Genomic DNA, 14,739 nt, shown 5'->3' with positions numbered 1-14,739 from the left:
GTGGCCGACCAGGCCGTTTCCCGTACGTCGCCGGACTTCCGAGGAGCCCTCATGCCGACCGCCAGCAGCACACTCGTCGCCGCCCCGCCGGTGCCCGCGCCGGAGGTGGCGGCGGACGCGGGCAGTGAGTTCGCGCCGCTGCTGCGGCAGGTCAGGGACGCGGGGCTGCTGCGCCGCAGGACCGACCACTATGTGCGGTCGATGGCGGTGAACCTGGTGGCCGTCGCGGTGGTCTGGTCGGCGGTGGTGCTGGTCGGCGGGACCGGGTCGTGGTGGGTGCTGGCGCTGGCGGTGCCGGCGGCGGTGCTGGGGGCGCGTACGGCGTTCTTCGGGCACGACGCCGGGCACCAGCAGATCGCGGCGGACCGGCGGGTGAACAGGGCGCTGGCGCTCTTCCACGGCAATCTGCTGCTGGGCATGGGCGCCGGGTGGTGGAGCGACAAGCACAACAAGCACCACGCGAACCCCAACCATGTGGGCAAGGACCCGGACGTCGAGGTCGGCGCGCTGGTGTGGACGCGGGCGCAGGCGGTGGAGCGGCAGGGCTTCGCGCGCTTCCTGACCCGGCACCAGGCCCGGCTGTTCTTCCCGATGCTGCTGCTGGAAGGGCTGGCCCTGAAGGTGGCGAGCCTGCAGGACCTGCGGCGGCGGCCGCCGCGCGAACGCCTCACCGAGGGCGGTCTGCTGGTCGCCCACCTGGCGCTCTACACGTCGATGCTGCTGCTCGCGATGCCGCTCTGGCAGGCCCTCGCCTTCGCCGCGCTGCACCACGCGCTCTTCGGCCTCCACCTCGGCTGCGCCTTCGCGCCCAACCACAAGGGCATGGAGATGCCGGAGGAGGGCTCCCGCTGGGGCCACCTGCGGCGGCAGGTCCTCACCTCCCGCAATGTGCGCGGCAATCCGGTCACCGACTGGTTCCTCGGCGGCCTCAACTACCAGATCGAGCACCACCTCTTCCCCAGCCTCCCCCGCCCGCACCTCCGCCTCGCCCAGCCGCTGGTCCGCGCCCACTGCCGCCGCGTCGGCATCCCCTACACCGAGACCACCCTCCTCGACTCCTACGCCCAGGCCCTCACCCACATGCACCACGTCGGCGCCCCCCTCCGCGACCACCCCTGACCCGCCCCCGCCAGAGAGCCCGCACCCGGCCACTGACAACGCCGCCGGGGCGCCCGGATCACAGGTGGGACGGTTTGGCTTTGCCGTAGAGCCAGGTGGTGAAGAGGGGGGTGAGGTCGTGGGGGGTGAGGTGCTGGGCGAAGGAGGTGAAGTCGGTGGTCGTGGCGTTGGCGTGGCGGTGGGCGGCGGGCCAGGTGCGCAGGAGGGTGGTGAAGGCGGCGTCGCCCATGGTCCGGTGGAGCTCGTAGAGGACCAGGGCGCCGCGGCCGTAGACCGGGGAGGCGGAGATCTGGTCGGCGGAGGGCGGGGTGGCCGGGGGGAAGTCCCAGTTCGGGGTGTAGCCGAAGGCCGCGTTCGCGCTGTCGTCCAGCGAGGGGCCGCCCTCGTGTTCCTTCCAGAGCCACTCGGCGTAGCTGGCGAAGCCCTCGTTGAGCCACATGTCCTGCCAGCGGGCGGGGGTGACGGAGTCGCCGAACCACTGGTGGGACAGTTCGTGGACGAGGGTGTCCACCGGTACCACGGGCGCGTCCGGAGCCTGGTCCCCGGGGAAGACGGGCTTGGTCTGGGTCTCCAGGGAGTAGTCGACCTGGTCCTGCTTCAGGTGGTCGACGATCGCGCCCGCCGACGTGAAGGGGTACGGGCCGAACAGCCCGATCTCCCAGTCCAGGATCTCCGGGATGCGGCGCAGCGTCGCCGCGGTCGTGGGGTCGTCGGAGCGGGGGTCGACGGCGACGTAGAGCGGCAGTCCGCCCGAGGTGCGCGACCGGGTGACGTCGAAGTGGCCGATGGCGACGGTCGCCAGATAGGTCGCCATCGGTTCCGCGCTGTGCCAGTGGAAGGAGGTACGGCCGCCGGCGCTGCTGGTCCCGGCGAGTTCGCCGTTGGACACGGCGGTCAGCCCGTCGGGGACGGTGACGGTGACGTCGTAGGCGGCCTTGTCCGAGGGGTGGTCGTTGCCGGGGAACCATGTCATGGAGCCGACCGGCTCGCCCAGGGCCAGCGCGCCGTCGTCGGTACGGAACCAGCCCTCGGAGGAGCCGTCGGGGTCGGTGAGCGTGTGCGGCACGCCCGCGTAGACGACCGTGGTCTCGAAGCGCGCCCCGCTGACCAGTACCTGCGAGGGCAGCACCGTCAGCTCGGTGCCCGCGCGCCGGGTCGCCGCGGTGCGGCCGCCGACCGTGACGCGGGTGACGGTCAGCCCGGCCAGGTCGAGGTTGAAGGAGTGCAGCGGGCGGGTCGCGGTCGCGCTGATCACGGCGGTGCCGGTGAGCCGGCCGGAGGCGGGATCGTAGCCGAGATCAAGACCGTAATGAGTGACGTCGTAACCGCCGTTGCCCGCCCCGGGGAAGAGCCGGTCGCCGACGCCGGGTGCCCCGGCGTCCGACCCGCCTCCGTCGGAACGGGTCCCGCCGCCCGATCCGCCTCCGGCGCCCACGCCTCCTGAGCAGGACAGCAGGCAGCAGGCGAGCAGCAGGGACAGGGCCGCGCGGAGCGGTGTGAGAGCACGCACGCAGGCCAGCGTACGAGTCCCAGGGGGCGGGAAGGGACTTTCACAGCGCTGGTGGGACAGCGATACTGTTGCGATGCCCGAGACCGCTCTCACCATCGACGAGCTGGCCGCCCGCGCCGGGGTGACGGTGCGCACGGTCCGCTTCTACGGCGCCCGCGGCCTGCTGCCGCCGCCCGACATCGGGCCGCGCCGGGTCGGCAGATACGGTTCCGCGCATCTGTCCCGGCTGGCGCTGATCGAGGAGCTGCAGCACCAGGGCCTCACCCTCGCGGCGATCGAGCGCTACCTCCAGCAGCTCCCCGCCGACATCAGCGCCCACGACCTGGCGATACACCGCGCCCTGGTGGCGTCCTGGCTGCCGGAGGGCAGTGAGGAGACCGACCGGGAGCAGCTGGAGCGCCGGGCGGGGCGCCCGCTGGGCGAGGCCGACCTGGACCGGCTGGCGGCCATGAACGTGCTGGAGCGCACCGAGGACCCCGACACCTTCCGCGTCGACCCCGGCACCCTGCACCTGGGCGTGCGGCTGCTGGACGTGCCGATCCCGGTGGAGACGATCCTCGCGGCGCGCGAGGTGATGCTGGCGCACGCGCGGGCCGCGGCGCGCGACCTGGGGCGGATCTTCCACGACGAGGTGTGGCAGCCGGAGAGCCCGGAAGGAATGAGCCCGGAGCGGATGCGGTCGCTGTCGGCGCAGATGCAGCCGCTGGTGGTGCAGGCGCTGGTCACGACCTTCCAGCGCTCGCTCAAGGAGGAGCTGCGGGCCTGGCCGGTGCCGCCGCGCGCACCGGACCCGCAGCCCTCCTCCTGAGTCCTCGGACCGACTCCGGCGGATCACCGCCCGTCGGTGAAGGTCTCCCCCCGCTCCGCCTTGGCCACCAGCAGCGCGGGCGGCGTGAAGCGCTCGCCGTACGCGGCGGCCAGCTCGCGGGCCCGCGCGGTGAAGCCCGCGACGCCGCCCTCGTAGCCGTTGATGTACTGCAGGACGCCGCCGGTCCAGGCGGGGAAGCCGATGCCGAGGATGGAGCCGATGTTGGCGTCGGCGACCGAGGTCAGGACGCCTTCCTCCAGCAGCCGTACGGTGTCCAGCGCCTCGGCGAAGAGCATCCGCTCCCGCATGTCCCGCAGCGGCAGTTCGGCGCCCGGCTTGCCGAAGTGCTCGCGCAGCCCGGGCCACAGCCGGGTGCGGCGGCCGTCCTCGTAGTCGTAGAAGCCCGCGCCGCCGCTGCGGCCGGTGCGGCCGAACTCGTCCACCATCCGGTCGACGACCTGCTCGGCCGGGTGCTCCTGCCAGACGCCGCCCGCCGCCTCGACGGCGCTACGGGTCTCGCGGCGGATCTTGCGCGGCAGGGTGAGGGTCAGCTCGTCGAGCAGCGAGAGCACCTTGGCGGGGTAGCCGGCCTGCGCGGCGGCCTGTTCGACGGAGGCCGCGGACAGCCCCTCGCCGACCATGGCGACACCCTCGTTGATGAAGTGGCCGATCACCCGTGAGGTGAAGAAGCCGCGCGAGTCGTTGACCACGATGGGGGTCTTGCGGATCTGCCGGACCAGGTCGAAGGCGCGCGCCAGCGCCTCGTCGCCGGTCCGCTCGCCCTTGATGATCTCCACCAGCGGCATCTTGTCGACGGGCGAGAAGAAGTGCAGTCCGACGAAGTCCCGCTGCCGCTGCACGCCTTCGGCGAGCGCCGAGATGGGCAGCGTGGAGGTGTTGGAGCACAGCAGGGCGTCGGGCGCCACGATGTGCTCGATCTCCTGGAAGACCTTGTGCTTGAGCGCGGCGTCCTCGAAGACCGCCTCGATCACCGCGTCGCAGCCCGCGAGGTCGGCGGGGTCGGCGGTCGGGGTGATCCGGGCCAGCAGCGCGTCCCGCTTCCCGGGCGTGGTGCGCCCCTTGGCCAGCGCCTTGTCGAGCAGTCCCGCGGAGTACGCCTTGCCGCGCTCGGCGGCCTCGGCGGTGACGTCCTTGAGGACGACGTCGATCCCGGCGCGGGCGCAGGAGTACGCGATGCCCGCGCCCATCATCCCGGCGCCGAGGACGGCGACCTTGGTGACCTGCCGGGCGGGCACGTCCGCGGGGCGGCTGGCGCCGGAGTTGACGGCCTGCATGTCGAAGAAGAACGCCTGGATCATGTTCTTCGAGGTGGGGCCGCAGACCAGCTCGGTGAAGTAGCGGGCCTCGATGGTGGTGGCGGTGTCGATGTCGACCTGGGAGCCCTCCACCGCGGCGGCCAGGATGTTGCGCGGCGCGGGGTAGGGGGCGCCGGCGAGCTGCTTGCGCAGGTTGGCCGGGAAGGCGGGCAGGTTGGCGGCGAAGGCCGGGCTCTTGGGGGTGCCGCCGGGGATCTTGTAGCCGGGGGTGTCCCAGGGCTGCCGGGCCTCGGGGTTGGCCATGACGAACGCGCGTGCCGCGGCCAGCATGGCGTCCCGGTCGGCGGCCACCTCGTGGACGAGACCGGCTTCCAGCGCCCGCCCGGCGGTGTACTGCCGTCCCTGGAGCAGCACCTTGAGCAGGGCGTCGGTGATGCCGAGCAGCCGTACGGTACGGACCACACCGCCGCCGCCGGGCAGCAGGCCCAGCGTCACCTCGGGCAGGCCGATCTTGGTGCCGGGGTGGTCGAGGGCGATGCGGTGGTGGCAGGCCAGCGCGATCTCGTAACCGCCGCCGAGGGCCGCGCCGTTGATGGCCGCGACGACCGGCTTGCCGAGGGTCTCCAGGCGGCGCAGGCGGCGCTTGATGCGCATCGAGCCCGCGAACACGTCGGCGGCGTCGTCGGGGGTGGCGCGGATCAGGTCGCGCAGGTCGCCGCCGGCGAAGAAGGTCTTCTTGGCGGAGGTGATGATGACGCCGCGGACGCCGTCGAGCGCGCCCTCCAGCCGGTCGAGGGTGGCGTCGAGGGAGTCGGCGAAGGCCGCGTTCATGGTGTTGGCCGACTGGCCGGGGTCGTCGAGGACGAGGGTGACGATGCCGTCGGCGTCCTGTTCCCAGCGGATGGTGGTGGACTCGCTCATGTCGGGGGCTCCAGAAGGGGGTGGGACGGCGGACGTCAGAGGCGTTCGACGACGGTGGCGACACCCATGCCGCCGCCGACGCAGAGGGTGGCGAGTCCGTACCGCTTCTCGCGGCGCTCCAGTTCGTCGATGAGGGTGCCGAGGATCATCGCGCCGGTGGCGCCCAGCGGGTGGCCGAGCGCGATCGCGCCGCCGTTGACGTTGATCCGGTCCAGGCTGACGCCCATGTCGGCGGCGAAGCGCAGCACGACGGCGGCGAACGCCTCGTTCATCTCGATCAGGTCGATGTCGTCGATGGTGAGCCCGGCCTTGGCGAGGGCCTTGCGGGAGGCGGGGGCGGGACCGGTGAGCATGATGGTCGGCTCGGACCCGGAGACCGCGGCGGAGACGATACGGGCCCGCGGGGTGAGGCCGTAGCGCTCGCCGATCTCGCGGTTGCCGATGGCGACCAGGGCGGCGCCGTCGACGATGCCGGAGGAGTTGCCCGCGTGGTGGACGTGATCGATCTCCTCGACCCAGTGGTACTTCTGCAGCGCGACGGCGTCGAAGCCGCCCGCGTCGCCGATGGTGGCGAAGGACGGCTTGAGCCCGGCCAGCGACTCCGGGGTGGTGCCGGGGCGCATGTGCTCGTCGTGGTCGAGGACGGTCAGGCCGTTGCGGTCCACGACGGGCACGATCGAGCGGGCGAAGCGGCCCTCCTTCCACGCCTCGGCGGCGCGCTCCTGCGACAGGGCGGCGAAGGAGTCCACGTCGTGCCGGGTCCAGCCGCCGAGGGTGGCGATCAGGTCGGCGCCGACGCCCTGCGGCACGAACCCGGTCTGGAAGGACGTCATCGGGTCCATCGCCCAGGCGCCGCCGTCGGAGCCCATCGCGACGCGGGACATCGACTCGACGCCGCCGGCCAGGATCAGGTCCTCCCAGCCGGAGCGGACCTTGGCGGCGGCCAGGTTGACCGCTTCGAGCCCGGAGGCGCAGAAGCGGTTCTCCTGGACGCCCGCGACGGTGTCGGGCAGCCCCGCGGCGATGGCCGCGATGCGCGCGATGTCGGAGCCCTGGTCGCCGAGCGGGCTGACCACACCGAGCACGATGTCGTCGATGGCGGCCGGGTCGAGGTTCGGGAAGCGCCGCCGCAGCTCGTGGATGAGGCCGACGACGAGGTCGATCGGCTTGGTGCCGTGCAGGGATCCGTTCGCCTTTCCGCGCCCGCGCGGGGTGCGTACGGCGTCGTAGACGTAGGCGTCGGTGCTCAACGTCGTGCCTTTCTGGAGGGTGCGGACGGGTCAGTTCAGGAGTGCGGGCGTGTCCCAGTCCCGGGCGACCTCGGCGGTGTGCGCACCGGGCCGGGCGGGCGGTCGGCGGACCGCGGTCGGCGTGACGGAGAAGCGCGGCGCGGGCGCGGGCTGCGTCAGCCCGTCCGCGTCGGTGAAGGTGCCGCGGGCCGCCAGGTGCGGGTGGTCCGGGGCCTCACGCAGCGAGAGTACGGGGGCCACGCACGCGTCGGAGCCGTCGAACACGCGGGTCCACTCGTCGCGGGTGCGGGTGCGGAAGCGGGCGGCGACGGCGGCGCGCAGCTCCTCCCAGCGGGCGGGTTCGGCGCGTTTGGCGGCGTCGTCCGCGGTGAGTCCGAGCAGCGCGGTGAAGGCGTCGTAGAAGCGCTGTTCGAGGGCGCCGACCGCCATGTGGCGGCCGTCGGCCGTCTCGTACACGCCGTAGAACGGGGCGCCGCCGTCGAGCAGGTTGGCGGCGCGCCGGTCCTGCCAGCCGCCGCTGGCCAGGACGCCGTGCAGCATCGCGGTGAGGTGGGAGGTGCCGTCGACGATCGCGGCGTCGACGACCTGGCCGGTGCCGTGCGCGCGGGCGTGGTGGAGGGCGGCCAGCACGCCGGTGACCAGGTAGAGGGAGCCGCCCGCGTAGTCGCCGAGCAGGTTGGCGGGCGCCACGGGCGGGCCGTCGGCCGGACCCGTGATGCCGAGGGCGCCGGTGACCGCGATGTAGCCGATGTCGTGGCCGGCGGTCGCGGCGAGCGGGCCGTCCTGCCCCCAGCCGGTCATCCGTCCGTAGACCAGCCCCGGGTTGCGGGCCAGGCAGGCGTCGGGTCCGACGCCGAGGCGCTCGGCGACCCCCGGCCGGTAGCCCTCGATGAGGATGTCGGCGCGCGCGACGAGGTCGAGTACGGCGGCAGGTCCCCCGTCGGCCTTGAGGTCGAGCAGGACGGAGCGCTTGTTGCGGTTGGTGATGTCGTACTGCGGCGCGACCCCGATGCCCGCGCCGCCGGGCCGGTCGACCCGTACGACGTCGGCGCCCAGGTCGGCCAGCAGCATCGCGGCGAACGGCCCGGGACCGATCCCGGCGAGTTCGAGGACCCGCACACCCGCCAGCGGGCCGGTGGGGGCGCCGGGGTCCGCGCCCGGGCTCGGTGCCGCGCCCGGGCCGGGTCCGGGCGCCGCCGACCGGTTTGACAGTTCTGATGTCACATCAGTGATGCTAGGAACGCGTTCCAGTCTTGGCAAGGGCTGACTGAGCGCTCGCTCAGCCCGCCCCCGCCGGACATTTCCCGTGTATGCCCATACGGTCACCGGCCCGCGGGCGCCGATTCAGGCGTGGCAGTGGCCGCCCGACCCGCTGCCCGTCTCCTTGGGCAGGTCGAGCGCCGGGTTGCGGTCGAAGAAGCCGGTCGGCTTCAGGGTGAAACCGCACACGTCCACCGGCATCACCGGCCAGTCCTCCAGCCGCGGCAGGTGCGTCGGGCCGAAGGAGTGCCAGAGCGTGAGGTCGGTGTTCTCCAGCGCCTCGCCCGGCCGCGCCCACTCCCTGACGCCCGCGCCGCCGGGGTGCTGGTTGGGGTAATCGCCGTCCGGGTAGTGCCGCTCGGGCCGGTAGCGGGTCACCCACAGGTGCTTGGCGGCGTAGCCGACCCGCTCGGCGACCGGCGAGCCGGGCTGGGCGAGCAGCACCGGTCCGGGGTCGGGCAGCAGGGTGTACGCGACGGGCTTGCCCGTCCTGTTGAGCGAGCCGGGGTTGCTGATCCGCCAGCGCCGCCCGACCGCGGGGTCGGCCACCCGGCCCGCGTCACCGCTGTCGGCGACCGGGGTGGCCTGGGCGGTGAAGGCGTTGCCGTTCGGGTTGTCGGGCCCCATCGGCAGCCGGACCACGTCGATCTCCTCGACGGTGTTGGCCGGGCCGTCCACGGCGACGTCGAGCCGCGCGCAGAACAGGTGCTGGTGGTAGGGCGCCAGTAGGCCGGGCGCCACCTCGGTGGCGTACGGGGAGCCCGCGCCCGGCTCGGCGGCCGAGGTCTGCAGCAGCCCGGTCGCCTTGGCCTCGAAGGAGATCGAGCCGTCCTGGTACAGGTACCAGTAGAAGCCGTAGTCGTAGTTGCCGAGCGTGGCGATGTAGGAGATCACCAGGCGGCGCGAACGGCGGCTGTCCACCGCGAAGTTGTCGAAGATGTTGGTGTGCTTCCAGAGCAGGCCGGTGTCCTCCTCGTGGATGCAGATCGCGTTCGGCAGCGTCTCGGGGTTGCCCTGGTCGTCGGCGAGCACGGCGTCCACATAGGCGATCTCGCCGAGGCAGTCGCAGCCCAGCCGCAGGGCGTTGGCGTTGCGGCCGAGCAGGTACTCCCCCGCGTCGAGGTAGCAGACCCAGTTGCGGGCGGCGTCGGGCTCCGCGTACGGGACGGCCATCTCGGCGATCGAGGCGCGGTGCAGCACCGGCCGCTCGCGGTCGCCGTCGCGGTGGGTGAGCTGGTGCAGCACCAGGCCCTCACGGGCGTTGAAGTCCAGCCGCAGCCGCCAGTTCTGCCAGCTCAGCACCGGCCCTTCGAGGCGGAAGGACGGGCCCTCCGGCTGGGTGATCTCCAGGGGGCGCAGGTCGGTGCGGGCCGGTCCGGTGAACTCGGCCTCGTAGCGCCCGCATTCGGTGGGGGTGGGCACCACACCGGTGTCGATCAGCCGCACCACCCGGCGCTCGGTCAGGTCGACCTCGGCGACCAGGCCGCCGACCGGGTGCGCGAAGGGGTTGTCGGTCTCGTCGCAGCGCAGGAAGGTCAGCGAGCGCAGCATCCGGCGGCCGGTCTCCGACGCGATGCCGAAGTTGCCGGCCGCCAGCGGGGCGGCGATCACCAGCGAGGTGTCGGTGATCCCGCGCTCGGCCATGGCCTTGCGCCAGCCGGGGTCGGCCTTGACGATCGCGTCGCAGGTGTCGTACTCCTCGAACAGCAGCGGCGGTTGGCCGTCGGTCGCCGCGTCCAGGTCGCGGTAGGAGAGCAGCAGCCGCGAGGTGACGTCCACGACGGCCTCGGCGGACCGGCCGGTCGCCACGTCGAGCAGCGTGACCCGGACCCGGCGGGTGAAACCGTCGCCCTCGCGGTGGGCGAGCGCCGCGTGCCGGTCCGGCTCGTCGGGCAGCACCAGCGGGAAGCGGGTGGTGGCGGTGACCTTGCCCTCCGCCTCCAGGACGGCGCGGGCCGCGCCGATCTCGTCGGCGGTCAGCGGGTCGAGCGGGTGCGGGGCGGCGGCGGGTACGGACTCGGTGTCTGTGGAGCAGCAGGTCATGGGGCTTCCTGACGACGGGAGCTGGTACGGATCGCGGTGGCCCGCGGCGGCGGACCGGAGAACGGGAACGGCCCGCCGCGCCCGGTCGGGCGGGGCGGGCCGTCGGAGCGGATCAGGAGGCCGCCTCCGCGGCGGCCTTCTCCAACTGGAACGCCTCGTTGCCCTGGCCGATCCTGGCGTGCACCTCGGGCCGCTTGGCCCGCAGCACCAGACCGTAGACCAGGCCGATGACGGCGGCCAGGGCGATGATGCCGGGCAGCGCCCAGCGCAGGCCGCTGCCGGGGTCGCCGCCGAGCAGCACGGCGAAGTCCTTGATCGAGTACACGAAGATCACCAGCAGGGCGGCCGCGGCGACGCCGGAGGTGACCAGCCGCCAGGCCTGCACACCGGCCGCGCCGCGCTTGACGAAGAAGGTGATGACGGCGATGGCGGCGGTGGCCATCAGCAGCACGATGCCGAGCGCGCCCACGTTGCCCGCCCAGGTGAACAGCCGCAGCACGGGCGCGGTCGGGTCGCCGTCCGGCTTGTTGTCGGTGGCGGCGAAGACGACGACCACGGCCAGCGCGACCAGGCTCTGCAGCATCGAGCCGACCGCCGGGGCACCGCTGGACTTGGAGGTGCGGCCGACCGCGGCGGGCAGCAGGCCGTCGCGGCCCATGGCGAACGCGTAGCGGGCGACCACGTTGTGGAAGCTCAGCATCGAGGCGAAGATGCCGGTGATGAAGAAGACGTGCAGCACGTCGGTGAACGTGGTGCCCAGACGTGCCTGGTTGAGGCCGAAGATCAGGCCCGCGCTCTGCGACTGCGACTCCGCGACGACCTTGCCGGGGCCGGTGGCGACCGTGATCGCCCAGGAGCTGAAGGCGAAGAAGAGGGTCGCGAAGCCGATCGCGAGGAACATCACCTTCGACACCACGCGCTGCGGCTCGCTGGTCTCCTCGGCGTAGACCGGGGCCTGTTCGAAGCCGACGAAGCCCGCGATGGTGAAGCACAGCGCGGTGCCGAGGCCCGCGCCGGACAGCGTGCCGGGGTCGAAGGCGTGCAGGGAGACGCCCTGCGGGCCCGGGTCGGCGAGGAAGCTGATGTCGAAGACGATGGTCAGCACCGTCTCGATGAGCAGCAGCACGCCGAGGGTGCGGACGTTGAGGTCGATCTTCAGCGCGCCGAAGACCGCGGTGAGCGCCACCCCGCCCAGCGCCGGGATCCACCAGGCGACGGTGTGGTGCCAGTGCTGGGCGATCTGGCCGGAGATCTCGAAGCCGAAGATGCCGTAGATGCCCACCTGCATGACGCTGTAGGCGAAGAGCGCCACATAGGAGGCGGCGGCGCCCGTGGTGCCGCCGAGCCCGCGGGCGATGTAGGCGTACAGCGCACCGGCGTTGTGCACGTGCCGGCTCATCTCGGCGTACCCGAAGCTGAACAGGACCAGTACGGCGCCGACGATGACGAAGAGCAGCGGTACGCCGACGATGCCCATCGCGGCGAAGGTGGTCGGCACCACACCGGCCACCACCATCAGCGGGGCGGTCGCGGCGAGGACCGACAGGAGCAGGCCGGGGGCGCCGATCCGGTCGGCGCGCAAGGCGCGTTGCTCGCCCTTGAACGTGCTGATCTCAGGTGTACTGCCCGTCAGCATGGCAACGGTGTCCTTCCGGTGGGAGGGGGATCTGCGGTCGTCGCTCTGGGGGTTGGGGGTGGTGCGGTCCTACCGGGAACCGAAGCCGAGCGCGTAGTTGCGCGCGGCGCGGTATGCCTTCTTCGGATCACGGCTCGGGTACGACCAGGGGGCCCAGGTCGCCTGCGTCCCGATCCGGTTGAACAGGGCGGCGGCTTCCACCGTCTCGCCCGCGTGGAACTTTCCGAACGCGAGGTGGTTCAGGTCGAGCAGCAGCCGGGGGTGGTCGCGGCCGTCCCATTCGAGCCACCAGTCGAAGGCGTTGCGCACGCTCTGCCGCGCCCGGGGGCTGCCCCAGTACGGCTGGCCCGTCGGGTCGCCGGGCAGCACACCGGCCCCGGCCAGTACGCGGTACCGCTCGACCAGCGCGACCAACGGCAGTACGGCGAGCGGCGATCCGGGCTCCGCCTCGTCGGCGGCCCACTCGGTGAACTCGAAGACCTCGTGGAACGGGTCGTCGCCGTCGGTCTTCTGACGCTCCGCCAGACACTGGGTCATCAGGTAGTGCGCGTGGTGGTGGCCGCGGTGCCGTCCGCGCACCTGGTCGAAGGCGCGCACCTGCTCGTCGTCGGTGCCGGTGCGCCGGGCGAGGATCAGCAGGGCCAGCCACGGGGAGGGGTCACGGGGCGTCAGACGGGCGGCGCGCAGGCACAGTTCACGTGCGGACTCGGCGCTCTGCCTGCCGTTGACGGCGCGGAAGACGGCGGCGCAGGCGGCCAGCGAGGTGGCGTCGGTGCTCTCCGGTTCCGCGAGCAGCCACTCACCGGCCCAGGCCGCGGTGCTCTTGCCCTCGGCGAGCACCACGAGCCGGTGGCCGCGGCGGTCCCAGTTGTCGCCGGTACGGGCGAGCAGCTCACGGGTGTCCGTCCAGCGGCCCTGGGAGAGCGCGGCCCTGGTCGCGACCAGGTCCTCGTCGCCGAAGGCGGGGTCGAAGGCCACTTCGTCCTTGCCACGCGTGAAGCGGAAGGGTGGCGGCGGTGGGGTCATCCGCGGGAGCCCTCCACGGCGCGCGTTACGTCATGTGATCACGGACAGCAAACCGGTAGGCACCGGTTGCGTTCAAGGCCGGACCTGTTGTCTCGGTGTAGTCCCGTATGGTGAAAGGGGTTTGGGACACCGTTGCATTCGGATCGGTTCGGTGCGGATCGGGTGGTGCGGGGGGCGGGAATCGACCGGATCGGACGGACCGGGTCCGCGCGAGCGGTCGTGCGCCAGGTGTCCGAGACCCGATAATCGAAAGCCCGATCGCACGGACGTGGTGGGGCGGGCGGGCTGCGGAGTACGGAGTGGGGACCGGGTGACAGTCGACGGTACGGCCAGGGCGCGGACCAGGGTTCGCGACAGCGCGGCCGCCTCCTCGCATCCCCTCGCCTATGTGCGGCGCAACCACGGCTGGAGCTACCAGGACCTGGCCAGGGTGATCGCCGAACACGCGCGGGCCCTCGGGGTGCCGATGGCGGCCCGCCGCGAGAAGGTCTGGCGCTGGGAGCACTGGGGTGTCGTCCCGGAGGCGGACAGCCAGCGGGCGCTGGCCCGCGCGCTCGGCATCCCGGTCACGGAGCTGGAGTCCCGCCCGTGGCCGCGCTGGCTGCCCGCGCACGGCGGCATGCCCGACTGCCTGCCCTGGACCGTCGACGGCAGCCGTACCGCCCTGAAGGCGGTCCTCGACAACGGCGCCGCCGACCCGCGCGGCTTCCCCATAGCCGACGAGCAGGCGCTCCTCGGCGTCATCGCGGAGTGGAACGCGGCCGCCGCGGACTCCGCTCTGCCCGATGCGGCGGAGTGCGCCGAGGGGTTCTGGGACGACGCGCCGGCCGTGGCCGACGGCGCCCCGGGGCTGTTCGCCCCGGACGGAAGCCCCGGCAGCGACGGGGAATCGGTGGTCGCCTGGCTGGAGGCCGGGGTGCTGGGGCTGCGGCGGCTCGACGACCGGTTCGGCGGCGCGGCGGTACGTCACCGGGTCGAGGCCGATCTGCGGCTGGTCGACGGGCTGTTGGAGCGCGGCGGGTTCGCGCGCGCGGACGGCGTACGCCTGCTGCGGGTGGCCGCCGATCTGGCGCAGCTCGGCGGCTGGGCGGCGACCGACACCGGGCGGCAGGGGGCGGCGCAGCGGCACTATCTGACCGGGCTGCGGCTCGCGCACAGCGCGGGGGACGCCTCGCTGGCCGTCTCCTTGTGGTGCGGACTCGCCCTGCAGGCGGTGATCGCCCGGCAGCCGCGCGACGCGGTGGCGGCGGCCGAGGCTGCGGTACGGGCGGCCGGTGGCACTCCCCCCGCGGTCCGCGCGCTGGCCGCCGCCAGACTGGCGCGCGCCCATGCCGCGCTGGGCGCGGACGGCGCCTTCCGGCGGGCGACCGCCGAGGCCGAACGGCAGCTCGACGCCGCGGAGTCGGACCCGGGGCCGCCGTGGCTCTACTGGTTCGACGCGGCCGAACTCGCCGCGCAGAGCGGGCAGTCGCTGCTGGACCTCGGCCACGCGCACGAGGCACGGCCGCTGCTGGAGCAGGCGCTGGCCATGCAGGACGCCTCCTACGTCCGCGACCGCGCCCTGTACTCGGCGCGCGCCGCGACCGCCCGCGCCCTCACCGCGGACCTCGACGGCGCCCGCGCGCTGGCCCGCGAGGCCGCCGCCCTGGCCGGGCAGTGCGGTTCCCCGCGGCTGTCCGAGGCACTGAACACCCTCAAGGTCCACCTCGACGCCAGGCCCTGACGCGGCCGGCGGTATGCCTTCGCGCGCGGGTGGCAACCGGTGACGTACACCCGCGTACACAAGTACCTAACGATGACTGATTCCGCGGTCCGCGTAGGTCCGTAACTTCTTGACCTGCAGGAAGACGGCGCAACTCGGCGCCACACACCGCAGGGAGACACCAGTC

The 14,739-nt window shown here is 73.1% G+C and carries 10 protein-coding genes; 3 read left to right on the top strand and 7 right to left on the bottom strand.

Features of this window, described 5'->3' with window-relative positions; all coding sequences use genetic code 11:
- The first annotated feature begins 51 nt into the window (after positions 1–51).
- Positions 52–1,119 carry an acyl-CoA desaturase gene (locus tag AB0M29_RS07675; protein ID WP_365380414.1) on the top strand — a complete coding sequence of 356 codons (1,068 nt, stop codon included), beginning with the start codon at positions 52–54 and terminating at the stop codon, positions 1,117–1,119.
- A gap of 58 nt (positions 1,120–1,177) precedes the next feature.
- Here AB0M29_RS07675 and AB0M29_RS07670 read toward each other — a convergent pair whose 3' ends face one another.
- On the bottom strand, positions 1,178–2,629 hold the full coding sequence (locus AB0M29_RS07670; RefSeq protein WP_365380412.1) for a M1 family metallopeptidase: 1,452 nt from the start codon (positions 2,627–2,629) through the stop codon (positions 1,178–1,180).
- Positions 2,630–2,702: 73 nt separating this feature from the next.
- Between AB0M29_RS07670 and AB0M29_RS07665 the strand changes: the two genes are divergently transcribed.
- The gene (locus tag AB0M29_RS07665) at positions 2,703–3,437 is read left to right on the top strand and encodes a MerR family transcriptional regulator (protein WP_365380409.1); all 735 of its coding nucleotides are present in this window, start codon (positions 2,703–2,705) and stop codon (positions 3,435–3,437) included.
- 23 nt (positions 3,438–3,460) lie between these two features.
- On the opposite strand, the gene AB0M29_RS07660 is transcribed toward AB0M29_RS07665, so the two are convergent.
- From AB0M29_RS07660 to AB0M29_RS07635, 6 genes are all read right to left on the bottom strand, one after another.
- The gene (locus AB0M29_RS07660) at positions 3,461–5,635 is read right to left on the bottom strand and encodes a 3-hydroxyacyl-CoA dehydrogenase NAD-binding domain-containing protein (RefSeq protein WP_365380406.1); all 2,175 of its coding nucleotides are present in this window, start codon (positions 5,633–5,635) and stop codon (positions 3,461–3,463) included.
- A gap of 35 nt (positions 5,636–5,670) precedes the next feature.
- Complete coding sequence (locus tag AB0M29_RS07655; protein ID WP_365380404.1) at positions 5,671–6,885, bottom strand: acetyl-CoA C-acetyltransferase; 1,215 nt, start codon at positions 6,883–6,885, stop codon at positions 5,671–5,673.
- 30 nt (positions 6,886–6,915) lie between these two features.
- The gene (locus AB0M29_RS07650) at positions 6,916–8,013 is read right to left on the bottom strand and encodes a CaiB/BaiF CoA-transferase family protein (protein ID WP_365381020.1); all 1,098 of its coding nucleotides are present in this window, start codon (positions 8,011–8,013) and stop codon (positions 6,916–6,918) included.
- A gap of 216 nt (positions 8,014–8,229) precedes the next feature.
- Complete coding sequence (locus tag AB0M29_RS07645) at positions 8,230–10,188, bottom strand: primary-amine oxidase (protein WP_365380401.1); 1,959 nt, start codon at positions 10,186–10,188, stop codon at positions 8,230–8,232.
- A gap of 112 nt (positions 10,189–10,300) precedes the next feature.
- Positions 10,301–11,824 (bottom strand): APC family permease, encoded by a 1,524-nt coding sequence (locus AB0M29_RS07640; protein WP_365380398.1) that lies wholly within the window; start codon positions 11,822–11,824, stop codon positions 10,301–10,303.
- A gap of 69 nt (positions 11,825–11,893) precedes the next feature.
- Complete coding sequence (locus AB0M29_RS07635; RefSeq protein WP_365380396.1) at positions 11,894–12,850, bottom strand: hypothetical protein; 957 nt, start codon at positions 12,848–12,850, stop codon at positions 11,894–11,896.
- Between the two features lie 310 nt (positions 12,851–13,160).
- Here AB0M29_RS07635 and AB0M29_RS07630 point away from each other — a divergent pair, with 310 nt between their 5' ends.
- The gene (locus AB0M29_RS07630) at positions 13,161–14,573 is read left to right on the top strand and encodes a hypothetical protein (protein WP_365380393.1); all 1,413 of its coding nucleotides are present in this window, start codon (positions 13,161–13,163) and stop codon (positions 14,571–14,573) included.
- Positions 14,574–14,739 lie beyond the last annotated feature (166 nt).

Origin of the sequence: Streptomyces sp. NPDC051976 (assembly GCF_040680795.1) — a bacterium.
GTDB lineage: Bacteria > Actinomycetota > Actinomycetes > Streptomycetales > Streptomycetaceae > Actinacidiphila.
Note: the sequence above shows the minus strand (reverse complement) of the source record. Positions and strands in the feature narration are given on the sequence as shown.

Coding starts and splice junctions, on each gene's coding strand:
- AB0M29_RS07665 (WP_365380409.1), top strand. CDS start 2,703: ATGCCCGAGACCGCTCTCACCATCGACGAGCTGGCCGCCCGCGCCGGG.
- AB0M29_RS07675 (WP_365380414.1), top strand. CDS start 52: ATGCCGACCGCCAGCAGCACACTCGTCGCCGCCCCGCCGGTGCCCGCG.
- AB0M29_RS07635 (WP_365380396.1), bottom strand. CDS start 12,850: ATGACCCCACCGCCGCCACCCTTCCGCTTCACGCGTGGCAAGGACGAA.
- AB0M29_RS07640 (WP_365380398.1), bottom strand. CDS start 11,824: ATGCTGACGGGCAGTACACCTGAGATCAGCACGTTCAAGGGCGAGCAA.
- AB0M29_RS07645 (WP_365380401.1), bottom strand. CDS start 10,188: ATGACCTGCTGCTCCACAGACACCGAGTCCGTACCCGCCGCCGCCCCG.
- AB0M29_RS07660 (WP_365380406.1), bottom strand. CDS start 5,635: ATGAGCGAGTCCACCACCATCCGCTGGGAACAGGACGCCGACGGCATC.